General features: G+C 61.4%; 19 protein-coding genes. 7 read left to right on the forward strand and 12 right to left on the reverse strand.

Features of this window, described 5'->3' with window-relative positions:
• Positions 1-105: 105 nt before the first annotated feature.
• Entirely contained in the window at positions 106-804 is a 699-nt protein-coding gene (gene ubiG / locus GH663_RS20460) for a bifunctional 2-polyprenyl-6-hydroxyphenol methylase/3-demethylubiquinol 3-O-methyltransferase UbiG (protein WP_153133443.1), read from the forward strand.
• A complete protein-coding gene (locus GH663_RS20465; protein WP_153133444.1) occupies positions 797-1,465 on the forward strand; it encodes an HAD family hydrolase in 669 nt (222 codons plus the stop codon). The genes ubiG and GH663_RS20465 overlap by 8 nt, the downstream gene beginning before the upstream one ends.
• Here the strand turns inward: GH663_RS20465 and GH663_RS20470 are convergent.
• Both GH663_RS20470 and GH663_RS20475 read right to left on the reverse strand, forming a co-directional pair.
• Positions 1,443-2,615: a methyltransferase gene (locus GH663_RS20470; RefSeq protein ID WP_153133445.1), complete on the reverse strand. Its 1,173-nt coding sequence runs from the start codon at positions 2,613-2,615 to the stop codon at positions 1,443-1,445. The genes GH663_RS20465 and GH663_RS20470 overlap by 23 nt on opposite strands.
• Positions 2,612-4,756 (reverse strand): ABC transporter substrate-binding protein, encoded by a 2,145-nt coding sequence (locus GH663_RS20475; RefSeq protein ID WP_153133446.1) that lies wholly within the window; start codon positions 4,754-4,756, stop codon positions 2,612-2,614. The genes GH663_RS20470 and GH663_RS20475 overlap by 4 nt, the downstream gene beginning before the upstream one ends.
• 86 nt (positions 4,757-4,842) lie before the next feature.
• Here GH663_RS20475 and GH663_RS20480 point away from each other — a divergent pair, with 86 nt between their 5' ends.
• From GH663_RS20480 to GH663_RS20490, 3 genes are all read left to right on the forward strand, one after another.
• Positions 4,843-5,298, forward strand: a complete 456-nt coding sequence (locus GH663_RS20480) for a peroxiredoxin (RefSeq protein WP_153133447.1) — start codon at positions 4,843-4,845, stop codon at positions 5,296-5,298.
• A gap of 31 nt (positions 5,299-5,329) precedes the next feature.
• Positions 5,330-6,754 carry a PhoH family protein gene (locus GH663_RS20485; protein ID WP_066886800.1) on the forward strand — a complete coding sequence of 475 codons (1,425 nt, stop codon included), beginning with the start codon at positions 5,330-5,332 and terminating at the stop codon, positions 6,752-6,754.
• Between the two features lie 82 nt (positions 6,755-6,836).
• Positions 6,837-8,090, forward strand: coding sequence for a transglutaminase-like domain-containing protein (locus tag GH663_RS20490; RefSeq protein ID WP_153133448.1), 1,254 nt, complete (start codon positions 6,837-6,839; stop codon positions 8,088-8,090).
• Positions 8,091-8,111: 21 nt separating this feature from the next.
• Here the strand turns inward: GH663_RS20490 and GH663_RS20495 are convergent, their stop codons facing one another.
• The gene (locus GH663_RS20495) at positions 8,112-8,561 is read right to left on the reverse strand and encodes a GNAT family N-acetyltransferase (protein WP_170291471.1); all 450 of its coding nucleotides are present in this window, start codon (positions 8,559-8,561) and stop codon (positions 8,112-8,114) included.
• A 137-nt stretch (positions 8,562-8,698) separates the two neighbouring features.
• Here GH663_RS20495 and GH663_RS20500 point away from each other — a divergent pair, with 137 nt between their 5' ends.
• Entirely contained in the window at positions 8,699-11,056 is a 2,358-nt protein-coding gene (locus GH663_RS20500; RefSeq protein ID WP_246181667.1) for a putative bifunctional diguanylate cyclase/phosphodiesterase, read from the forward strand.
• On the forward strand, positions 11,053-11,931 hold the full coding sequence (locus GH663_RS20505; protein WP_153133450.1) for a phosphate/phosphite/phosphonate ABC transporter substrate-binding protein: 879 nt from the start codon (positions 11,053-11,055) through the stop codon (positions 11,929-11,931). Before GH663_RS20500 ends, GH663_RS20505 begins: the two co-directional genes overlap by 4 nt.
• A gap of 55 nt (positions 11,932-11,986) precedes the next feature.
• Here the strand turns inward: GH663_RS20505 and dnaB are convergent, their stop codons facing one another.
• From dnaB to GH663_RS20550, 9 genes are all read right to left on the reverse strand, one after another.
• Entirely contained in the window at positions 11,987-13,393 is a 1,407-nt protein-coding gene (dnaB, locus tag GH663_RS20510) for a replicative DNA helicase (protein ID WP_153133451.1), read from the reverse strand.
• Between the two features lie 66 nt (positions 13,394-13,459).
• A complete protein-coding gene (gene rplI / locus GH663_RS20515) occupies positions 13,460-13,906 on the reverse strand; it encodes a 50S ribosomal protein L9 (RefSeq protein WP_153133452.1) in 447 nt (148 codons plus the stop codon).
• 18 nt (positions 13,907-13,924) lie between these two features.
• Positions 13,925-14,200, reverse strand: a complete 276-nt coding sequence (rpsR, locus tag GH663_RS20520; protein ID WP_027458986.1) for a 30S ribosomal protein S18 — start codon at positions 14,198-14,200, stop codon at positions 13,925-13,927.
• Positions 14,172-14,501, reverse strand: coding sequence for a primosomal replication protein N (gene priB, locus GH663_RS20525; RefSeq protein WP_153133453.1), 330 nt, complete (start codon positions 14,499-14,501; stop codon positions 14,172-14,174). Before priB ends, rpsR begins: the two co-directional genes overlap by 29 nt.
• A 23-nt stretch (positions 14,502-14,524) precedes the next feature.
• Positions 14,525-14,911 (reverse strand): 30S ribosomal protein S6, encoded by a 387-nt coding sequence (rpsF, locus tag GH663_RS20530; RefSeq protein ID WP_066879950.1) that lies wholly within the window; start codon positions 14,909-14,911, stop codon positions 14,525-14,527.
• Positions 14,912-15,025: 114 nt separating this feature from the next.
• On the reverse strand, positions 15,026-16,807 hold the full coding sequence (locus GH663_RS20535) for an acyl-CoA dehydrogenase (RefSeq protein WP_153133454.1): 1,782 nt from the start codon (positions 16,805-16,807) through the stop codon (positions 15,026-15,028).
• Positions 16,804-18,609 carry a type IV pilus assembly protein FimV gene (locus tag GH663_RS20540; protein ID WP_153133455.1) on the reverse strand — a complete coding sequence of 602 codons (1,806 nt, stop codon included), beginning with the start codon at positions 18,607-18,609 and terminating at the stop codon, positions 16,804-16,806. Before GH663_RS20540 ends, GH663_RS20535 begins: the two co-directional genes overlap by 4 nt.
• Before the next feature lie 43 nt (positions 18,610-18,652).
• Positions 18,653-19,318 (reverse strand): energy-coupling factor ABC transporter permease, encoded by a 666-nt coding sequence (locus GH663_RS20545; protein WP_153133456.1) that lies wholly within the window; start codon positions 19,316-19,318, stop codon positions 18,653-18,655.
• A gap of 36 nt (positions 19,319-19,354) precedes the next feature.
• Positions 19,355-19,765 (reverse strand): electron transfer flavoprotein subunit alpha/FixB family protein (locus GH663_RS20550; RefSeq protein ID WP_211371224.1); only part of this gene is annotated, 411 nt, incomplete at its 5' end.

A 19,765-nucleotide genomic window follows, 5' to 3' on the forward strand; every position in this document is an offset into this window, starting at 1 on the left:
CGCGTCGACATCGAAGTCATCGGCACCAAGTAATTCGCCGACGCTTCAGCGAAAAGCCCCGCCCAGCGGGGCTTTTTCTTTTCCCGCTTTTGGACTGACCGAATCATGTTGAATGCCGACCCTGCCGAACTGGAAAAATTTGGTGACCTCGCCCACCGCTGGTGGGATCCGAACAGCGAATTCAAGCCGCTGCATGAAATCAACCCCTTGCGCCTGGACTGGATCGACCGTCACGTCGGCCTGGCCGGAAAAAACGTGCTCGACGTCGGCTGCGGCGGCGGCCTGCTCTCCGAGGGCATGGCGACGCGTGGCGCCAACGTGACCGGCATCGACCTCTCGGAAAAGCCGCTCGGCGTCGCCCGCCTGCACCTGCTGGAAAGCGGCCAGAAAGTCGATTACCGCAAGATCGCCGTCGAGCAGCTGGCCGAGGAAATGCCCGGTGCTTTCGATGCCGTGACCTGCCTGGAAATGCTCGAGCACGTTCCCAACCCATCCAGTGTCGTCGCGGCCTGCGCCCGTCTGGTCAAGCCGGGTGGTCAGGTCTTTTTCTCGACCCTGAACCGCAACCCGAAGTCCTACCTGTTCGCCGTGATCGGTGCCGAGTATGTACTGCAGATGCTGCCCAAGGGTACGCACGACTATGCCAAGTTCATCAAGCCCTCCGAACTGGCCCGCTGGTCCAAGCTGGCCGGACTGGAGCCGGACGAGTTGATCGGCATGAGCTACAACCCGCTGAGCAAGCAGTATTCGCTTGGTCAGGACACCAGCGTCAATTATCTGCTGCGCACCACCCGGCATGCTTGAAGCAGTCCTTTTCGATCTTGACGGCACGTTGGCCGATACCGCCCCCGATCTGGGCGGTGCGGCCAACATTTTGCTGCTGCAGGAAGGTCGACCGCAGCAATCGCTGTCTCTGCTGCGCCCCTACGTCTCCCAAGGGGTGCGCGGCCTGTTGCAGGCAGGCTTTGGCATCGGTCCGCAACACCCGGATTACGACGACCTGAGCAGACGCTTCCTGGATATCTACGCCAGTCGCCTGTGCGAGGAAACCATACTTTTCGACGGTATCTCCACCTTGCTCGACGAGCTGGACAACATGGGCCTCGGCTGGGGTATCGTCACCAACAAGCGGATGCGTTTCACCGACCCGCTGGTCGAGATGCTAGCCCTGTCGCCGCGCACCCGTTGCGTTGTCAGCGGCGACACCACGGCCGAGGCAAAGCCGTCGCCACTGCCCATCCTGCATGCCTGCCAATTGCTGGCTTGCCGACCGGAGAACACCCTCTACGTCGGCGACGACCTCCGTGACATCCAGGCCGGGCGCGCTGCCGGCTGCCTGACGGTCGCCGTCTCCTACGGCTATCTCGGTGACAGCGGCCCACTTGAACACTGGGGAGCCGACCTGATCATCGACCATCCGTCTGAACTGGCCGCCTATCTGGCTAGCTGCGCCAGGCGGAAATAAGCAGGTTGCGCGGCGTCAAGCGGCGCTCGCAGAAACTCCCGAGCACCACCGCATAGCCGCGCCCTTCGAGATAGACCGCCAGATCGAGCGCCAGCCAGACTTCGAGGGCCCGCCGGAAAGCATGGCGCATCACCGAAAGGCGCATCACCTCGCGCTGGCGCTGCCAGCCCTGCGCTTCGAAGGCCTCTGCCGCACCGATCGCTTCGCTGGCCATCCCTTCCCGCCCCCGCATCAACCCCAGGAACTCGGCAAAGCTGCCGCGAAACCAGGCGGCCGGCACCGACTTGAAATTCTGGTAAGCCACGCTCGATGTTGCGCGGCGCCAAGCATCGAAACCGAGCTTCCAGGCCATTTCCTTGTCGCGCTGCAATGCTAGGCGGGGCGAGGCCGTCACCGTTTCGGTAACCGCCAGCCGCGTGTCGTCGCGAGTCAGTTGCAGGCCGAGCCGGCCCGACAGCGGCTGGTAATGCGCGGCGACGCCCCGGTGGTAGCAACAGGGGGCGACATCGAAACGGCTGACCCCGGCCGCCGCACCGTGCTCAAGGAGACGCCGGTGCAACTCGCCACAGGCATGCAGCGCCACGGCGTGCTGGCCGGCTTGCGGCCAGTCGGTCACGGTCAATGCATCGGCGACGACGAATCGATGATCGAGGGCCTGCCGCCGGGCCAGCGCCTCGCCCTCGGCACAGAGCACTGAATCGAGTTCCAGCGTATGTACCGGCGTCTGCCATTGCGCCGCCAGCAAACGCCCGAGATGCCCCTTGCCGCCGCACCAGTCGATGACCGGCCGGTCGGCGGAACGAGCGGCAGCGGCAAAGGCTTCGATCTGCTGGCGCTTGCGGCCGGGAATTTCCCAGGCCCAGCGCGACTGCTGTTCGGCCAGCACCGCCAAGGGGCGCTGTGGCAAACCGGCCAGTGGCACGAGCTCGGCGACCTCCGGAATGTGGCGGGCGAGCAGCGCCACGGCCGCCGCATCGTCATCACCCAGATGCTGCAACTCGGCTTCGGACAAAGCCAGCAATTCGGCCGCCAGCGCCGGCCAGCGCTCGCACCAAGCCGGACGAGACTCGCGAAAAGGCTGGGGGTGCCAGAGCTCGTAGAAGTTCAGCAGCAGCGCATCCAGTTGTCGCTGGCGTTCCCGCCAGCTCACTTCAACGCTGCCCGCTGCTCGCGTCGCCGATAGCCGATGGCGGCCGGCACCACGGCCAGCACGATCAGCAGCAGACCGAGGCCGAGCGGCCAGAGCACCGGCCGGTTCCAGGCGCGGCGGGCAGCTGCCCGCTCGGCGGTGTCGATACGCTGGTATTTCAGGATGTTGTTGCCGACATCATTTGGCTTGCGGTTCTTCAGCCAGCGGTGGCCGAGCGTGTAGCTCTTCGGATGCAGACCGAAGACCCAGGGCGCATCGTGATGCAGGATGCGGTTCATCTGGCGGACGATGGCCAGCCGCTCCGGCGTGTTGTCCATGTTCTTCATCCGGACGAACAGGCGGTCGAATTCCGGGTTGGCGTAATTCGAGGCATTTTCGCCGCCCCGGGCGACCTTGCCTTCGTTGCCGTCGAGCAGGAAGAAGAAGTTCTCCGGGTCCGGATAATCGGCATTCCAGCCCAGGTAGTAAAGCTGGACGTTGCCCTTGCGGATTTTGTCCTGAAAGCGGTTGAAGTCGGTCGAGCGGATGACCAGTTGGACGTCGATCTTGGCGAATTGCCGGGTCAGCCAGTCGAGGCGCGACTTCTCGCCCATGCCACCGCCAGTGGTGTCGAGATTGACGACCAGTGGCTCGCCGGTCTTTTCGTCGCGGCCGTTCGGATAGCCGGCTTCGGCCAACAGCTTTTTGGCGAATTCAGCCGACTTGCGCTGCGGCTTGCCATCGACCCAGTCATAGACCGTGCTGTTGATCCCCGCTTCGCCCGGTTCGTAGCCGAAGATGCCCGGCGGCAGAGGCCCCTGCGCCGCGATGCCCCGCCCGTTCGAGAAAATCGAGATGAACTCCTCCTGGTCGATGGCAATCGAAATTGCCTGCCGCAGCTTGGTCGACCGCGGCGATAGCCCACCCACCACCGGATCGAGCATGTTGAAGCCCATGTAAAAGGTCGAGCTCTTGACCGAAGTCAGCAGCCGGATGCCCTTGTTGCGCATCTCGTCGGTCAGGCCGACTTCGCCGCCGACATTGACGCGCACCGCCTGGTCGAAGCTGTCCGACGAAATGCCGGAAGCGTCGTAATAGCCCTGCAGGAACTTGTTCCAGTAAGGGATGGCTTCCTTCTCGCGGGTAAAAACCGCCTGCTCGACGAAGGGCAGCGGCTTGCCGCAATCCTCCAGCAGGCCGGCGGCACGGTCACCGGGCTCGCCCTCGCAGGGGTAGGCCTGGCCATGGAAATTCGGATTGCGCGACAGCACCATGCGCCGGTTCGGATCGTTTTCGGACAGCATGAACGGCCCGGTACCGACCGGCCACCAGTCGAGCGACAGGTTCTTCGCCGCCATGCCGGGCTGGGCGAAGAAACGATCGACCTCGCGCGGCACCGGCGCGAAGAAGGGCATCGCCAGCCAGTAGAGGAACTGCGGATACTTGCCGTGCAGCCGGATGCGCCAGGTCTGGCTGTCGACCTTCTGAATGCCGGCTAGCGGATAGGCATCGAGGTCGAGCCAGGCATCGGCCGGCAGATCCTTGGCCGCCTTGCCCAATGCCCCGCCCAGTTCCTTGAGGCCGACGATCTTGTCGGCCATCATGCCGAAAATCGGCGAATGCAGGCGCGGATGGGCCAAGCGCTTGATCTGGTAGATGTAGTCGTCAGCCGTCAGTTCGCGGCTGCCGGTTTGCATGAAGTCGCCCAGCACCTGCCGACCATCGGCGGCATTTTTGCCCAAATAGACCGGTTGACCGCCGGCATCAACGGCGAAGGCCGGATGCGGCTGGTAGCGGATGCCCGGCTTCAGTTTCAGCTCATAGACGCTTTCGGCAATCTGCTCGACCGGTGCCTCGGCCGGCAATTCGCGGCCCTGTGCATCGTAAAAGCGCGGCACCGGCACCTGCTCGACAGTAGACGGAATCAGCTCATAGGGCCGCTTCAGGTAGTGGTACTGCAGCGGCGGTTCATAGATCTGCGCCGTGAAGGTGATCTCGTCTTCGGTGTAGGACTGCGCCGGATCGAGGTGCTTCGGGCGGTCGGTAAAGGCCGTGTACAAGATATTGCGCTCGGCATCAGCCACCGGATAGGGGTCGTTCCAGCCTTGACCGCAGCCGGTCAGCAGGGCAACCAGGGAAAGACAAGCGCAGATTTTTCGCATGGCCTGCAGTTTAGCAAATCAGCGGTTGACCGCCCGCTCACGATTTGCCCACAATGGCTCAAACCCAACAACACAGAGGCATTCACATGCTCGACAGCAAAATCCCCGACTTCTCCCTGCCGGCAACCAGCGGCACCACCTTCCAGCTAGCCGAGCATAGCGGCAAGATCGTCGTCATCTATTTCTACCCCAAGGACAGCACGCCGGGCTGTACGACGCAGGGCCAGAACTTCCGCGACCTGCACGGCGAATTTGCCGCGGTGGGCGCCGTTATTCTCGGCATTTCCCGCGACAGCCTGAAGTCGCACGAAAACTTCAAGGCCAAGCAGGAACTCCCCTTCGAACTCGGCGCCGATACCGATGAAGCCGTCTGCAACCTGTTTGGCGTCATGAAAATGAAAAACATGTACGGCAAACAGGTGCGTGGCGTCGAACGCAGCACCTTCGTCATCGACCGCGACGGCGTGTTGCGCCGCGAGTGGCGCGGCGTCAAGGTGCCCGGCCACGTTCAGGAAGTACTGGATTTCGTCAAAACCCTTTAACTTTTCCCCACCCCGACTAAAGGCCCATTCCATGCCGCGCAAACCCGCTGCCGCCAAGAAGCCCGCCGTTACCAAGATCTTCGTCCTCGACACCAACGTGCTGATGCACGACCCCAGTTGCCTGTTCCGCTTCGAGGAACACGACATTTTCATCCCGATCATGACGCTGGAGGAACTCGACAACCACAAGAAGGGCATGACCGAAATTGCCCGCAATGCCCGCCAGGCCTCGCGCATGCTGGACGAAATGCTGGCCCACGATGAAGTCGACATCGATGAAGGCATCGATCTCTACGGACCGTCCAGCAAGCTGGCCAGTGGCCGCCTCTACCTGCAAACCGAAGCGATCAGCGCCGAACTACCGCAAGGCCTGCCGACCTCCAAGGTGGACAATCAGATCCTGTCGGTGGTCATCCACCTGCAGAAGAAATTCCCCAAGCGCCCGGTCATCCTGGTGTCGAAAGACATCAACATGCGCATCAAATCGCGTGCTCTCAACCTGCTCGCCGAGGATTACTTCAACGACAAGGTGCTTGAGGATACCGACATCCTCTATACCGGCACCCGCGCCCTGCCCGACAACTTCTGGGACAAGCACGGCAAAGGCATGGAGTCGTGGAAGAAGGATGCCAAGACCTATTACAAGGTGACCGGCCCGCTCTGCCCGCAACTGCTGGTCAATGAATTCGTCTGGCTGGAAAACGAAGGCTTCACCGCCATCGTCAAGGAAACCGCCGGCAAGACCGCTGTGCTGGAAACCCTGATCGACTACACCCACCCGAAGAACGCCGTCTGGGGCATCACCGCGCGCAACCGCGAACAGAACTTCGCGCTCAACCTGTTGATGAACCCGGATATCGACTTCGTCACCCTGCTCGGCCAGGCCGGCACTGGCAAGACGCTGCTGACGCTGGCCGCCGGCCTGACCCAGGTGCTGGAAAGCAAGCAGTTCGCCGAAATCATCATGACCCGCGTCACCGTCCCGGTCGGCGAGGACATCGGCTTCCTGCCCGGCACCGAGGAAGAAAAGATGGCGCCATGGATGGGAGCACTCGAAGACAATCTCGACGTGCTGACCCACACCGACGAAGGCAGCGGTCCCTACGGCGGCGACTGGGGCAAGGCGGCGACTAACGACATCATCCGCTCGCGAATCAAGGTCAAGTCGATGAATTTCATGCGCGGCCGCACCTTCCTGAAAAAGTACCTGATTATCGACGAGGCGCAGAACCTGACGCCAAAGCAGATGAAGACGCTGGTCACCCGCGCCGGCCCCGGCACCAAGGTGGTCTGTCTCGGCAACATCGCGCAGATCGACACGCCCTACCTAACCGAGGGCAGTTCCGGCCTGACCTATGTCGTCGACCGTTTCAAGGGCTGGGGGCACTCCGGTCACATAACGTTACAACGTGGCGAGCGTTCCCGCTTGGCCGACCATGCGGCCGAAGTGTTATAATTCAGTCCATTAACTCAAGGGGCCGTGTCAGCGACACGGCCTTTTCGTTTCAGCCACGGGCTGTCTCTGCCGGAGGAAATTTTTGAAACGTCGCGACTTTCTAGCTTCTGCCGCCGCCCTCTCGCTCCTCGCCTCCGAAGCGTGGGCTGCGAAAAAAACAACGACCAGCAAGCCCACACCAGCCAAGGCCAGTACGGCCAAAGCCAAGCCGACCGCAAAACCCAGCGGACGTAATGTGCATGGCAAGCCGACTGCAGCCGCACCGGTCGCCCATACGGCTGACGATCCGGTTATCGAAAAGCCGCCGCAGGGTACCTCGGCGACCCGCCTGCCGCCGGTCAAGGCCCCCGAGCCGCCCAGCGAATGGCGGACCTACGAAATCATCACGACGGTCAACCTCAAGAACCGCAGCGGCCAGAGCCGGCTCTGGCTGCCCTTGCCGCTCAACCAGGACACGCTGTTCCAGCGCACCCTCGGCCATTCATGGGAGGGCAATGCGAACAGTGCCAGCATGCGCCGCCTGCCCGACGGCGACCTGGAAGTCTTCCATTGTGAATGGAGCGACAGCAGCAACGCCAAGTTGCAACTGAAGACCGTGGTGACCACGGCCGACCGCCATTTCGATGTCACCAAGCGCACCGTGGCACCGGAACGCGGCGACATCCTGCGCCGCAACCTGCATGCTTCGCAGTTGATTCCCAACGATGGTCTGGCCCATCAGCTGGGCGAACGCATCGTCGGCCGCATCAAGGATCCGGTGGCGCAAGGCAAGGCTATTTACGACTGGGTCGTCGACAACTCGATCTACGATCCCTCGCTGCCCGGCGGCGGCACCGGCGATGTCCGGCGCCAACTGATCCGGGGCGAATATGGCGGCCGCTCGGCCGACATCAACGGCCTGTTCGTCGCAATATGCCGCTCCATCGGCATCCCGGCGCGCTGCGTTTACGGCCAGCGGGTCGGACCATCGCGACTCTTCCGCAGCCTCGGCCTGTCGAGTAACGATGCGACGCGCAGCCAACACGTCCGCGCCGAGTTCTACATTCCGGGTTACGGGTGGATTCCGGTCGACCCGAGCGACGTGCGCCGGGCCATTGCCATGGAAGGTCTGTCCGATCGCGAAAGCAAGCTGCTGTCGCTGCGCAAGGTGCTGTTCGGCGTCTGGGAAATGAACTGGGTGGCCTTCAATGTCGGCGTCGATGTCACGCTGCCCGGCAAGAACGCCCCGCTGCCCTTCCTGCTGCTGCCCCAGCTTGAATCTTCGACCGGCGATGATAACGGGACCGATCCGGCAGCCGTCCAGTATTCGATCAGCGCCCGCCGCATCGAACTGTGAGCGGTCGCGCCCGAAGCCAGTTCAGTATTCAAGAAACATCAGGCACTTGCCGTCGATAACGCGGCGATTGAGCTGACGAAAACCAAGGGCGAGAAAACGCTTGGCCTTGGCGGTGGAAACCAGGACACGCCCGTGGGTGTTGTTCTGGCGCAGCCAGTCCAGCCGGCTCTTGACCAGCTCCCGCCCGATGCCTCGCCCACGCGCCGCCGGCAATACCACCGAGAGATAAAGCAGGTGGGTATGCGAGGCCCAGTCGGCTGACTTGATGCCGCCCACCCCAACCATGCTCCCGCCATGATAAGCCACGAAGAAGCAGCGCTGCAGCGGCGCCCGTGCCGGCGCAAACTCCTCGCCGATCCGCACCGCCGAATAGCGCAGCGGATTGTCGAAAACGCCAATGACCAGTTCCCTGGCAGTCGCAACGGCGGCCTGATCGTTCCAGTCGAGTTCGGCTATCGTGAAATCTTCCATCGTCACATCCGGCAAGCATGGGCAGCCATTGGGCCCGGCCAACGTGGCAGGCCGATGACAGTTGCACGCTGGCGCAGTCACAAGATTGCAATGTAGCGGCAACATAATCCGGCCTTCCTTTCCCGGAAGCTCGCTACGTGGCCTTTCCCTTCAACCAGCAAAACAGTATCTGGTTCAAACGCCTGAATAAGAGCAGTTGGCGTGGCCTGCTGGCCGGAAGCATCAGCCTGACGCTGGCTCTGGTCGTACTAGCCTGGGGGGTGACCTGGCAACGCCTGGAAGCCGAAAAGGCCCTGCTCGGCGCGAATGCCCGAATCCAGCAAGAGAATCTGGCTGCCATCGTTGCCGAGAACCTGGCCCAGGTACTCGACCGCGGCCGCCTGATGTCGATCGCCGCCAACGAATGGTTCGAGGGCAAGCCGACCGAGGCAACCAACCGCCTGTCGGCGATGCGGGCAACCGATCTGGCCTTTCTCCGCATTGCCCTCTATGACCGCCAGTTGCGCCGCGTTTACACCTCCTCACCAGCCAGCGCGACAAGTGGCCTGCGCGAAGCCCTGGCGCGCGCCATGCAGACATCCCCCGAGGCCGCCGCCGCGGGCTTGCTGCAAATCGCGCCGCCGCCTGAATCCTACGAAGAGGCCTGGCAACTGCCGCTGCTTTTTCCGGTCCTCGGCAACGATCATCAAGTTCGCGGCGTGCTGCTCGTCGTCCTTGATCTCGGCTATTTCCTCAGCCTGTACCAGCACATCGACATCGGCCGTTCCGGCATCGTCCAGGTGCTGACCAGCGACGGCACCGAAGTGGCTCAGGCGCGCCAGGAAGGACTGGTCCTCAGCCAGCGTCGTGGCAGTACTGAGTTTCCCATCCAGCCGGCCCGGCATGGTTCGCTGACCGGCACCTTTTTCGAAAACGACGAGCCTTACCTGAGTGCTTTCCGGCGCCTCGAGCGCTATCCGTTCAGTGTCGCCGTCAGCCGGCAGATCGAGGAAACACTGACTGAGCATCGCGGCAGCCGCCAGCGCTTTTTCAGTGCCTTGGCGGCGTTGACCGCAATCATTGCGCTCGCCGCACTGTGGGTCGGTCGCAGCATCAGCCGACAAGGACAACTGCTATCGGCACTGGCCGCCGCCGATCAGGAAAAGTGCGAACTGATCGAGCAACTGGAAGAGGAAAAGCGGCGCGCCTTCGAACTGGCGGCTCACGACCACCTGACCGGCCTGCCCAACCGGCGGATGTTCCACGAACTGGTCGCCAGTCACCTGTCGCGCGCCAAGCGCAGCCGCAAGCACTACGCCATGCTCTATCTCGACCTGGATCACTTCAAGGGGATCAACGACAGCCTCGGCCATCATGTCGGCGACTTGCTGCTGCAAAGCGTTGCCGCCCGACTACGGAGTTCGCTACGTGAATCGGATGTCATCGCCCGCCTCGGTGGCGACGAATTCGCGGTCCTGCTGACCGGCCTGGAAAGCGTGGACGATACGGCGAGCATCGCCGCCAAGCTGGTCGCCCAGATCAGTCAGCCCTGCCGCAATCTCGACGGCCACGACATCCAGGTCGGACCGAGCATCGGCATCGCCCTCTTCCCGCGTGATGGCCACGACGTCGACACGTTGTGCCGCCATGCCGATGCGGCGATGTACCAATCAAAGCGTAGCGGTCGCGGTCGCTACACCTTTTACGACCCGGCCCTGAATCCGGCCAGCGACCGGCTGCTCCACCTCGAACAGCGCCTGCCGAAAGCGATTGTCGGACATCAACTGGTCCTCCACTTCCAGCCCAAGGTTCGGCTTGACGACTACCGCATCGTCGGTTTCGAGGCCCTGGTGCGCTGGCAGCATCCCGAGTTCGGCCTGATCTACCCGAACGATTTCATTCCACTGGCCGAACACAGCGGCCAGATCATCGAACTGGGCGACTGGGTGGTCACCGCCTGCTGCCGGCAACTTGCCGACTGGCAGGCGGCCGGGCTGGAACTGGTACCGATCGCCTGCAACATCTCGGCCAAACAGCTACTCGACGATGAACTACCGGAGCGGATCGCCGGCTTTCTGGCGGCCAGCGGCATCGCCGCCCGTTATCTGGAAGTGGAGATCACTGAGAACAGTCTGATCGAATCTATCGAAGTCGCCGGCCACGTCCTCGACAAACTGGCCGGCCTTGGCCTGAAGATCGCGCTCGATGGTTTCGGCAACGGCCTATCGAACCTCAGCCACATCCGCAGCCTGCCGATCGACAGCCTGAAGATCGATCGTTCATTCATCAGCGACATACGCAACAGCCCGGACGACGCCGTCATCGTCAGCTCGATCATCACGCTGGCCCATAACCTGAAGATGCGGGTAGTGGCCGAGGGCGTCGAAATGCTCGACCAACTGATCCACCTCAAGACAGCCGGCTGCGACGAAGTCCAGGGCTACTACCTGAGCCGCCCAGTCGCGGCAATTGCCGCCAGCCAGCTATTGCTGCGGTCAACCCTCGCCCCGACATGAAAACCAGACTCCCCTTACTCGCCTTCGCTCTCGGCCTGCTGCTTGCCGCCCGCCCTGCCGCGGCCGGCAACAATTGCGACGACCCGCGCCCACTGCGCCTGGCACTGACCCCGATCAAGAATGCCGAGATCCAGGCAACGCAGTACCGGCCGCTGATCCAGCAACTGGAAAAACAGCTCGCCCGGCGCGTCGAGTTGGTGCCCGCCCCGTCCTACGGCACGGTGATCGAAGGCCTGCTCGCCGATGGCGTCGATCTGGCCGAGCTCGGCCCGGCCTCCTACGCCATCGCCCGCAGTCGCGGCGCGCGGATTACCCCATTCGCTTCCTTTGCGCTGCGCAAGCCGGGCAGCGAACCCGCCTCGTCCTACCGCTCGCTGCTGATCGTCCGCCGCGACCGTGGGCTGGACACTATCGAAAGTCTGCGCGGGAGCACCGTCAGCCTGACCGACCCGGCCAGCACGTCGGGCACCATCCTGCCTCGGCAGGCGATCAGCCGGCTGACCGGCCAGTCGCTCGAAACCTATTTCCAGCGTCTCAGCTTTGCTGGCTCGCATGATCGTGCCATCGAGGCCGTCCAGAAAAAACGCGTCGATGCCGCCTTCGTCGCCAGCAGTCGGCTCGACGAAGCGCTACGCCAAGGGACGGTGCAGACGGACGAATTGAAGGTCATCTGGCAATCGCCGCCGATTCCCTATGACCCCTTCGTGCTACGCGACCGACTCTGCCCAGCGCTGGCCGCCGGAATCAAACAGGTTTTTCTCGGTGATAGCCGCGCCCTGCACGGCATGTTCTCGGAACTGAATATGAAGGGCTTCATTGCCGTCGGCGATGAACAGTACCGCGAAATCCGCGAGCTGTTCGCCAACCCGAATTAAGGCCGGGAGCACGGGCCGCAAGCGGCCCGTTCAAGATCAGTCAAACGGCAGGCAGTTAATTCTGCGAATCGACGAAGCCGCCACTGGCCAGATTCTGGAAGCGGGTGAACTCGCCGACGAAATTCAGGCGCACGGTCCCGGTCGGGCCGTTACGCTGCTTGCCGATAATGACTTCGGCAATGCCGCGATCCGGCGTATCCGGCTTGTAATACTCCTCGCGGTACATCATCAGGATCACGTCGGCATCCTGTTCGATAGCGCCGGATTCGCGCAAGTCGGACATCATCGGCCGCTTGTCGGTCCGTTCCTCGACCTTACGTGAAAGCTGCGACAGGGCCACGATCGGCACCTGCAACTCCTTGGCCAGCGACTTGATCGAGCGGGAAATTTCCGAAACTTCGGTTGCCCGGTTTTCACCCGCCTTGTTACCGCTCATCAGCTGGATGTAGTCGATGACCAGCAAGCCGAGCTTACCACCGTACTGACGGGCCAGACGACGGGCCCGGGCGCGCAGGTTGGCCGGGCTGAGGCCGCCGGTTTCGTCGATATAGATCGGCGCTTCATGCAACTTGCCGAGTGCAAAGGAGAGCTTTGACCACTCCTCGTCGTTCATCCGGCCAGTCCGCAAGTTCTGCGAGTTCAAGCGCCCGATCGAGGCCAGCATCCGCTGGGCCAACTGGGCACCGCCCATTTCCATCGAGAAGACGCCAACCGGCAAACCGGCATCCACCGCGACGTTCTCGGCAATATTCAGAGCGAAGGCGGTCTTCCCCATCGACGGACGACCGGCGACGATGATCAGGTCACCCGGCTGGAAACCGGAGGTCTTCTGGTCGAGGTCGATAAAACCGGTCGGCACGCCGGTGATATCGGAGGGGTTGTCACGGTCGTGCAACTCCTGGATCTTCTCGACCACCTGGGTCAGCAGCGGATTGATATGGACGAAACCTTCGGCATGCCCGGCCCCCGCTTCGGCAATCTTGAATATCTTCGACTCCGCTTCGTCGAGCAGGGACTCGGCATCGCGGCCGAGCGGATTCAGCGCATCGGCGGCAATCTCGTCGGCCGTCGCCACCAACTGGCGCAGGATGGCGCGCTCACGAACAATCTCGGCATAGCGCTTGATGTTGGCAGCCGATGGCGTATTCGCCGCCAATTCGCCGAGATAAGCCAGACCGCCAGTCTGTTCGCCCTCACCGGCCGAATCCAGGGCCTCGGCAACCGTTACAACGTCCGCCGGCTTGGCCCGTTCGAGCAAACTGCGAATCTGCCGGAAAATCCGGCGATGCTCGTCGCGATAGAAATCGCTATCGGTAACGATGTCGCCCATCCGGTCCCAAGCCTGATTATCAAGCAACAGACCACCGAGTACCGATTGTTCGGCCTCGATTGAATGAGGTGGCACACGCAGTCGGGCGAGGCTTGGATCAGTAGCTTTGGGTTTTTGAGGGCGCTGGTTCATTTCGGGGAGTTTAAATTAAAAAGGCCCCGCTTTCGCGAGGCCTTCTTCAGTGACAGGAAGCCGGAATTACTCGGCAACCACAGCCACGGTGATGTTGGCCAGCACATCGGTGTGCAGCGCAACGTCGAGCGGGAATTCGCCAATAGCCTTGAGCGGACCTTCCGGCATACGGATGGCAGCCTTGTCCACGCTGAAACCGGCAGCCTTCAGTGCCTCGGCGATATCGGCATTGCCGACGGAACCGAACAGGCGACCGTCCATACCGGCCTTGCGAGCGACGGACACGGACAAACCGGCCATCTTGTCAGCAACGCCCTGGGCAGCAACCAGCTTTTCAGCAGCCAGCTTTTCCAGTTCGGCACGACGGGCTTCGAATTCAGCCATCGCAGCCGGCGTGGCACGCTTGGCCATGCGCTTCGGGATCAGGAAATTACGGGCGTAGCCGTCCTTGACCTTGACGATGTCGCCGAGGTTACCGAGGTTAACAACCTTTTCGAGCAGAATGATTTGCATGTTTCGTCTCCCCGAAAATTATTGATGGTTGTCGGTGTAAGGCAGCAGGGCCAGGAAGCGGGCGCGCTTGATGGCGGTGCCCAGCTGGCGCTGATAGCCGGCCTTGGTACCGGTCAGACGAGCCGGCATGATCTTGGCGTTTTCCTGGATGTACTCCTTCAGAACGTCAACATCCTTGTAGTCGATCTGTTCGACCTTTTCTGCCGTGAAGCGGCAGAATTTGCGACGCTTGAACAAACCACCGCCACGCTTCTTTTTCTTGTCGTCATCCTTCTTCTTGAAGAATCGAGCCATTTTCGTTTCCTTCCAAAAATTCTATTGAATTCACATGCAACACAGGCATCTTGCTGAGGCGGCTTTTGGCAGCGAGAAATCCAGTAATCTTGACTGACCCACCGAGGGGGGCTGCCTGTAGCCAGCGGGCTGTTTCACCCAGGGCCAGAACAGCGATTTCCACTTCCACCAGACGCTGTGCACCGTTTTCAATCTGCGGGGCGCTGTGTTGCAGCCATCCCTCACTGACTGGAACTCCGGCTGGCGTGTGGCGCAAAGCCTTGCGCTCGACCAGTGTCCCGGAGATTTCGATGCAGTTCAGCCGTTAGTCCTGTGCAATATCCGTTAGGCAGCCGGTGCTTCGGCCGGAGCCGGGGCAGCAGCAGCTTCGCCACCAAGCAGGGACTTGGACTTCTCTTCCTTCATCATCGGGGAAGGAGTCGTCACGGCGGCCTTCATCTTGACGGTGAGGTGGCGCAGCACGGCGTCGTTGAACTTGAACGAATGCTCGAGTTCGTTCAGCGTTTCGCCGTCGCACTCGATGTTCATCATGACGTAGTGAGCCTTGTGGATCTTCTGGATCGGGTAAGCCAGTTGACGGCGGCCCCAGTCTTCCAGACGATGAATCGTACCACCCTTGGTAGTAACGATGGCGCGATAGCGCTCGACCATGCCGGGCACTTGTTCGCTTTGGTCCGGATGGACGATAAAGACGATTTCGTAATGGCGCATGCAAACTCCTTTTGGGATAAACCCTCCACCATGCGTTCGCGGTAGGGCAAGGTTGAAAAGCCCGCGACTATAACAGAAATCGCGAGCCTAAGGGAAAAAGACGACTGCTATTTATCAAAAGCTGTCGTCGGCAATAGCCAGCGCACCGGCCGCGCCCGTTGTCGCGGCTTCCGCCAGGCCGGCGGCCTGGGTCAGGAAATGATCGGCATAGAAACGGGTGGTCGCCAGCTTGGCGGCCCAGAATGGGTCGGCCTCACCAGCCGCCAGCCGGGCCCGGGCAATCACCGCAGCCCGCCCCATTTGCCAGCCACCAGCGACAATGCCTAGCAAATGCAGGAAGGGCACCGCACCGGCATGGGCCGCCTTGGGATCGACAGCAAAATTATCCACAATCCAGGAAACTGCCTTTTCTAGCGCGTCGACCGCAGCCCTCTGGCGCGCCCCAACTCCGGCCAGATCGCCGTCAAGCGCCGTTGCTGCAGCACGCATCTCGGCAATCACGGACTTGATGGTTGCCCCCTTCTCACGCGCAATCTTGCGACCGATCAGGTCATTCGCCTGAATCGCCGTCGTCCCTTCATAGATGGCCGTGATACGGGCATCGCGCAGATGCTGGGCAGCACCAGTTTCTTCGATGTAGCCCATGCCGCCATGCACCTGAACGCCAATCGAGGCTATATCGATCGCACTCTCGGTGCACCAGCCCTTGACGACCGGAATCATCAGATCGGCAAAAGCTTGACCGCGCTGACGGGCGACCTCGTCCGGATTAGCGTGGGCGTGATCCTGCGCTGCCGCCGTTACATAGGCCAGCGCCCGCATCGCTTCGATCCGAGCGCGCATCGACATCAGCATCCGACGCACATCCGGATGCTTGATGATCGGCACCTTCGGCCCGCCGCGCACGCCCACCTCGGTTCCCTGAACACGCTCCTTGGCGTAAACCACCGCCCGCTGATAGGCGCGCTCGGCATCCCCCAAGCCTTCCAGGCCGACATTGAAACGGGCCGCGTTCATCATGATGAACATGTACTCCAGGCCACGATTCTCCTCACCGACCAGCGTCCCGATGGCCCCGCCGTTGTCACCGAAGGCCAGCACCGCCGTCGGGCTACCGTGAATGCCGAGCTTGTGCTCGATCGATACGCAGTAAACATCGTTACGCTCACCGGGCGTGCCGTCTGGCTTGAGCATGAACTTCGGCACCACGAACAGGGAAATCCCCTTGACGCCTTCCGGTGCATTCGGCGTCCGAGCCAGCACAAGATGGACGATGTTATCCGTCATATCGTGCTCGCCGTAAGTAATGAAAATCTTTTGTCCAAAAATCTTGTACGTACCGTCACCAACCGGCTCGGCACGACTGCGCACCGCCGCCAGATCCGATCCGGCCGAAGGTTCGGTCAAGTTCATCGTTCCGGTCCACTCACCGGAAACCAGGTTCGGCAGATAAGCGGCCTTCTGCGCATCGGTACCGGCAATCATCAACGCCTCGATCGCCCCCTGGGTCAGCATCGGACACAGCGAAAAGGCATGATTGGCAGCCTTCCACATTTCACTGACCGCGGTGGACAGCAAACGCGGCAGGCCCTGGCCGCCAAACTCCGGATCGCAACCCAGGCCATTCCAGCCGTTATCGACGAACTGCCGATAGGCCTCCTTGAATCCGGGCGTCGTGGTCACCACGCTATCCTTCCACTTGGCACCATTCTTGTCGCCGACCGCGTTGAGCGGTGACAGAATCTCGCCGGAAAAACGTGCAGCTTCCTCAAGGATGGCATCAACCACATCCGATGATGCCTCCTCGCAACCGGGCAGCGCCACGACCTGCTCGAGGCCGGCCAGTTCCTGCATGGCAAAACGGATATCCTTCAGCGGGGCAATATATTCACTCATGAGTTTGCAGATTCCTTTTCCATTCGGTTGGAGGTTTCCTTCAGTTCGACGAGGAAGAGGATCTCCTCAACGACTGCCAGCGCAAAACCGACACGCTTGCCACCCCGGTTATCGCGCAAAAGCTGATAGAGATAACCGACGACATCGCCGGTTTCCCACAATTCAGTGATCGCATGCATCAGACGAGGCATGTCTTCGATGGACTCCGGCTTCGCCTCGCTGGCAGAAGCGCCGACCGCCGGCACCATCTCGTCGAGCACCAGATCGATGGAGCGGCGACTGCCCACCGGCGACGCGGGCTCCCAATGCTGAACCTCGACATTGAAATTTTGATTCAGGTTGCGGGCCACCGTCTCAAATTCAGCTCGCATACCCGCCATCCGATATACATCCATCAGACGAATCCAGGGCTGCAACGCCTCCTGCGGATTATTGTCGATATATTCCTGCAAGGCTTGGGCAGCACCCTTCACCCGACCGAACGAGAGCATGATGTCCGCCAACTCCATGACCGGATTGGCCTCGAAATGCTCATCGAGTGTCGCTGCCGAGATGGAGAGCACTGAATCACCCGCCGCGCCCTGCCTTGGCGGCGGCACATGAGCAGACTCATCGTGAGCGACATCCAGCTCGAAATCAACCTGCATGGGGAGTCCCATCGCTGCAGGTTCGACGGCAAGATCAACACCACCCAACTCCTCATGCTCATCGTCGCGTTTCGGATCAACCTGGAGTTCAGGGGGACGCAAGGGAAAGTCAATTTCGGACGTCCGCTGGCGACGCTCCTGATAGTTGCGCCAGCCGAGCCAGCCAGCCAGCCCGAGCAAGACACCCGCCGCTGCGCCATAGAGACTCCACTCTGAAACCACTGCCGGTTCAGCCGATACCGGAGCAATCGGGGTTGGTGTGGGCGGCTTTTGTTCCGAATTCGCAACCACTGCCGGCAGCGCCGTATCCGCCGCGACCGGGGACGCAGCAACTGGCGATGCATCCTGCTCGACGCGCTGACTGAATTCCGTAGCTCGCTGCTGCAATTCGCCCAGCGTCGCTTCCATATTGCGCAATTTTTCCGCGGTTTCCAGCTGTGTCGTTGCCTGCTCGTGCATGGCCAGCAACATCCGGAATTCGAGGCGCAGGATTTCGCGCCGCGCCTCAGCCAGCTCTCGGGCACCTGCGCGCAAGGAGAGCAAGTCGGTCGCCAGGCGCAATGACGGCTCAGCAGAACCCTCCCCGCTCGAAAGCAATAGCCGGTCAGGCAACCCGACTGGCGCCAGACGCTTTTCTGAGCGGCGCGGTAGCAAACGGGTAGATGCCTCAACCGGCTCAAGAGGAACCGGGCGCTTCACTAGCCGCGGCAAAGGCGCAGAAACCGGCACTTCGGCGTGTTGGCGTGACAACCCAGCTTCCGGCATGGGAAGCCCAGCAACCGATGACGGTGGAGAAGAAAGTAGCAGGTACTCCCGGCTTACTTCGTGGCCACAAGCGACCTGGATGGTCAATTGCAGGATCGGCTCACGTAATAGCACTTCCGAACGGATCAGCAGAACCGGCGGTGTTCCCTTGCGAATACTGAAGGATGCCTTCTTCAACCAGGGCAGATCACTGGTTTCCTGCGGCGGAATCAAGCGAAAGCAGGCTGGATCGAGGCTCGCCTTACCCTCGCCCAGAACATCCACCTCCAGACGAAGCGGCTCGCCCAGATTGGACTGCCCACGCAATTCACCAAGGCCCAGAGCCCCCGCATTGCCAGACAAGGCAAGGAGCAAAACCGGCAAGGAATAGTGAAAAGCCAGACGATTCAACGAGAGACCTCAGAAATGCAAGAAATCACCCGAATTGTAGTCGTTATTTATTGGCCAGATAACGCGAATCATCAAACGTAACAACCCAGGTCGGACGGTAGACGACAAACAGGGTAATCACCATGCCGGATAGCCATGCTTCGGAAAAGCCAAGAAGCATGAAGTAGGGAAAATAGTCGCTAACCAAGTATTCCCATGTATAAGCCCCGGAAAGACTAAGAAAAACAGTCGCCGCAAAACCAACGCCAATCGCACTAAACGCGGCGCCGAGAAAACCGTTAACGAAGATGTAGACAAAGAAATGCGGCGGCAGGAAGCGGGATGCAAGGCGATGAAAAAGATAGGCAACGCCCACCCCAACCCCTGCGAGCAGCAGCGCGTTAATCGCGTAGGCCAGCGTACCGGCCGCGCCATTCATCGTCACCCCAAGCAAGACCAGGCACAAACCGACAAATGCGAGATGTGGCCCACAAGTCAGGGTAAAAACCGTGGCACCCAGCAAATGAAAAGCTAGCCCCGGCTTGACGCCGGCCTTCAGACTCCAGATCACGGTCAACAAAACCACCATCCCGAGCCAGACGTTCATCGCTTCGGAATCTTTCAGACGCCCCCACGGCGCCTTGAAAAGACTGCGGGTGAAAAGTGGCAGCCAGACGACCCAAGCCGCCCAGTACCACGATTCGCCCAGTAATGTATCCGGTAGATTCACCCGGCCATTCTAGTACCAGACCTTGGCTTTATGGTATCAGCCGACAGCATTTACCAGTTGCGGTACGACCTCGAACAGATCGCCCACCAGTCCGTAATCGGCGACCTGGAAGATCGGCGCATCCGGGTCCTTGTTGATGGCGACGATGACCTTCGATTCCTTCATCCCGGCCAGGTGCTGGATGGCACCCGAGATGCCGACCGCGATGTAGAGCTGCGGCGCAACGATCTTGCCGGTCTGGCCGACCTGGTAGTCGTTCGGCACGAAGCCGGCATCGACTGCGGCGCGGGAGGCGCCAAGGGCGGCACCGAGCTTGTCGGCGAGCGGTTCGAGCAGGGTGTGGTAGTTCTCGCCGCTGCCCAGGCCACGGCCGCCGGAGACGATGATCTTGGCGGCGCCGAGTTCGGGCCGTTCGGATTTGGTCAGTTCGCGGTTGGTGAGGGTGCT

Origin of the sequence: Dechloromonas hortensis (assembly GCF_009469765.1) — a bacterium.
In the GTDB taxonomy this organism is placed as follows: Bacteria; Pseudomonadota; Gammaproteobacteria; order Burkholderiales; family Rhodocyclaceae; genus Azonexus; species Azonexus hortensis.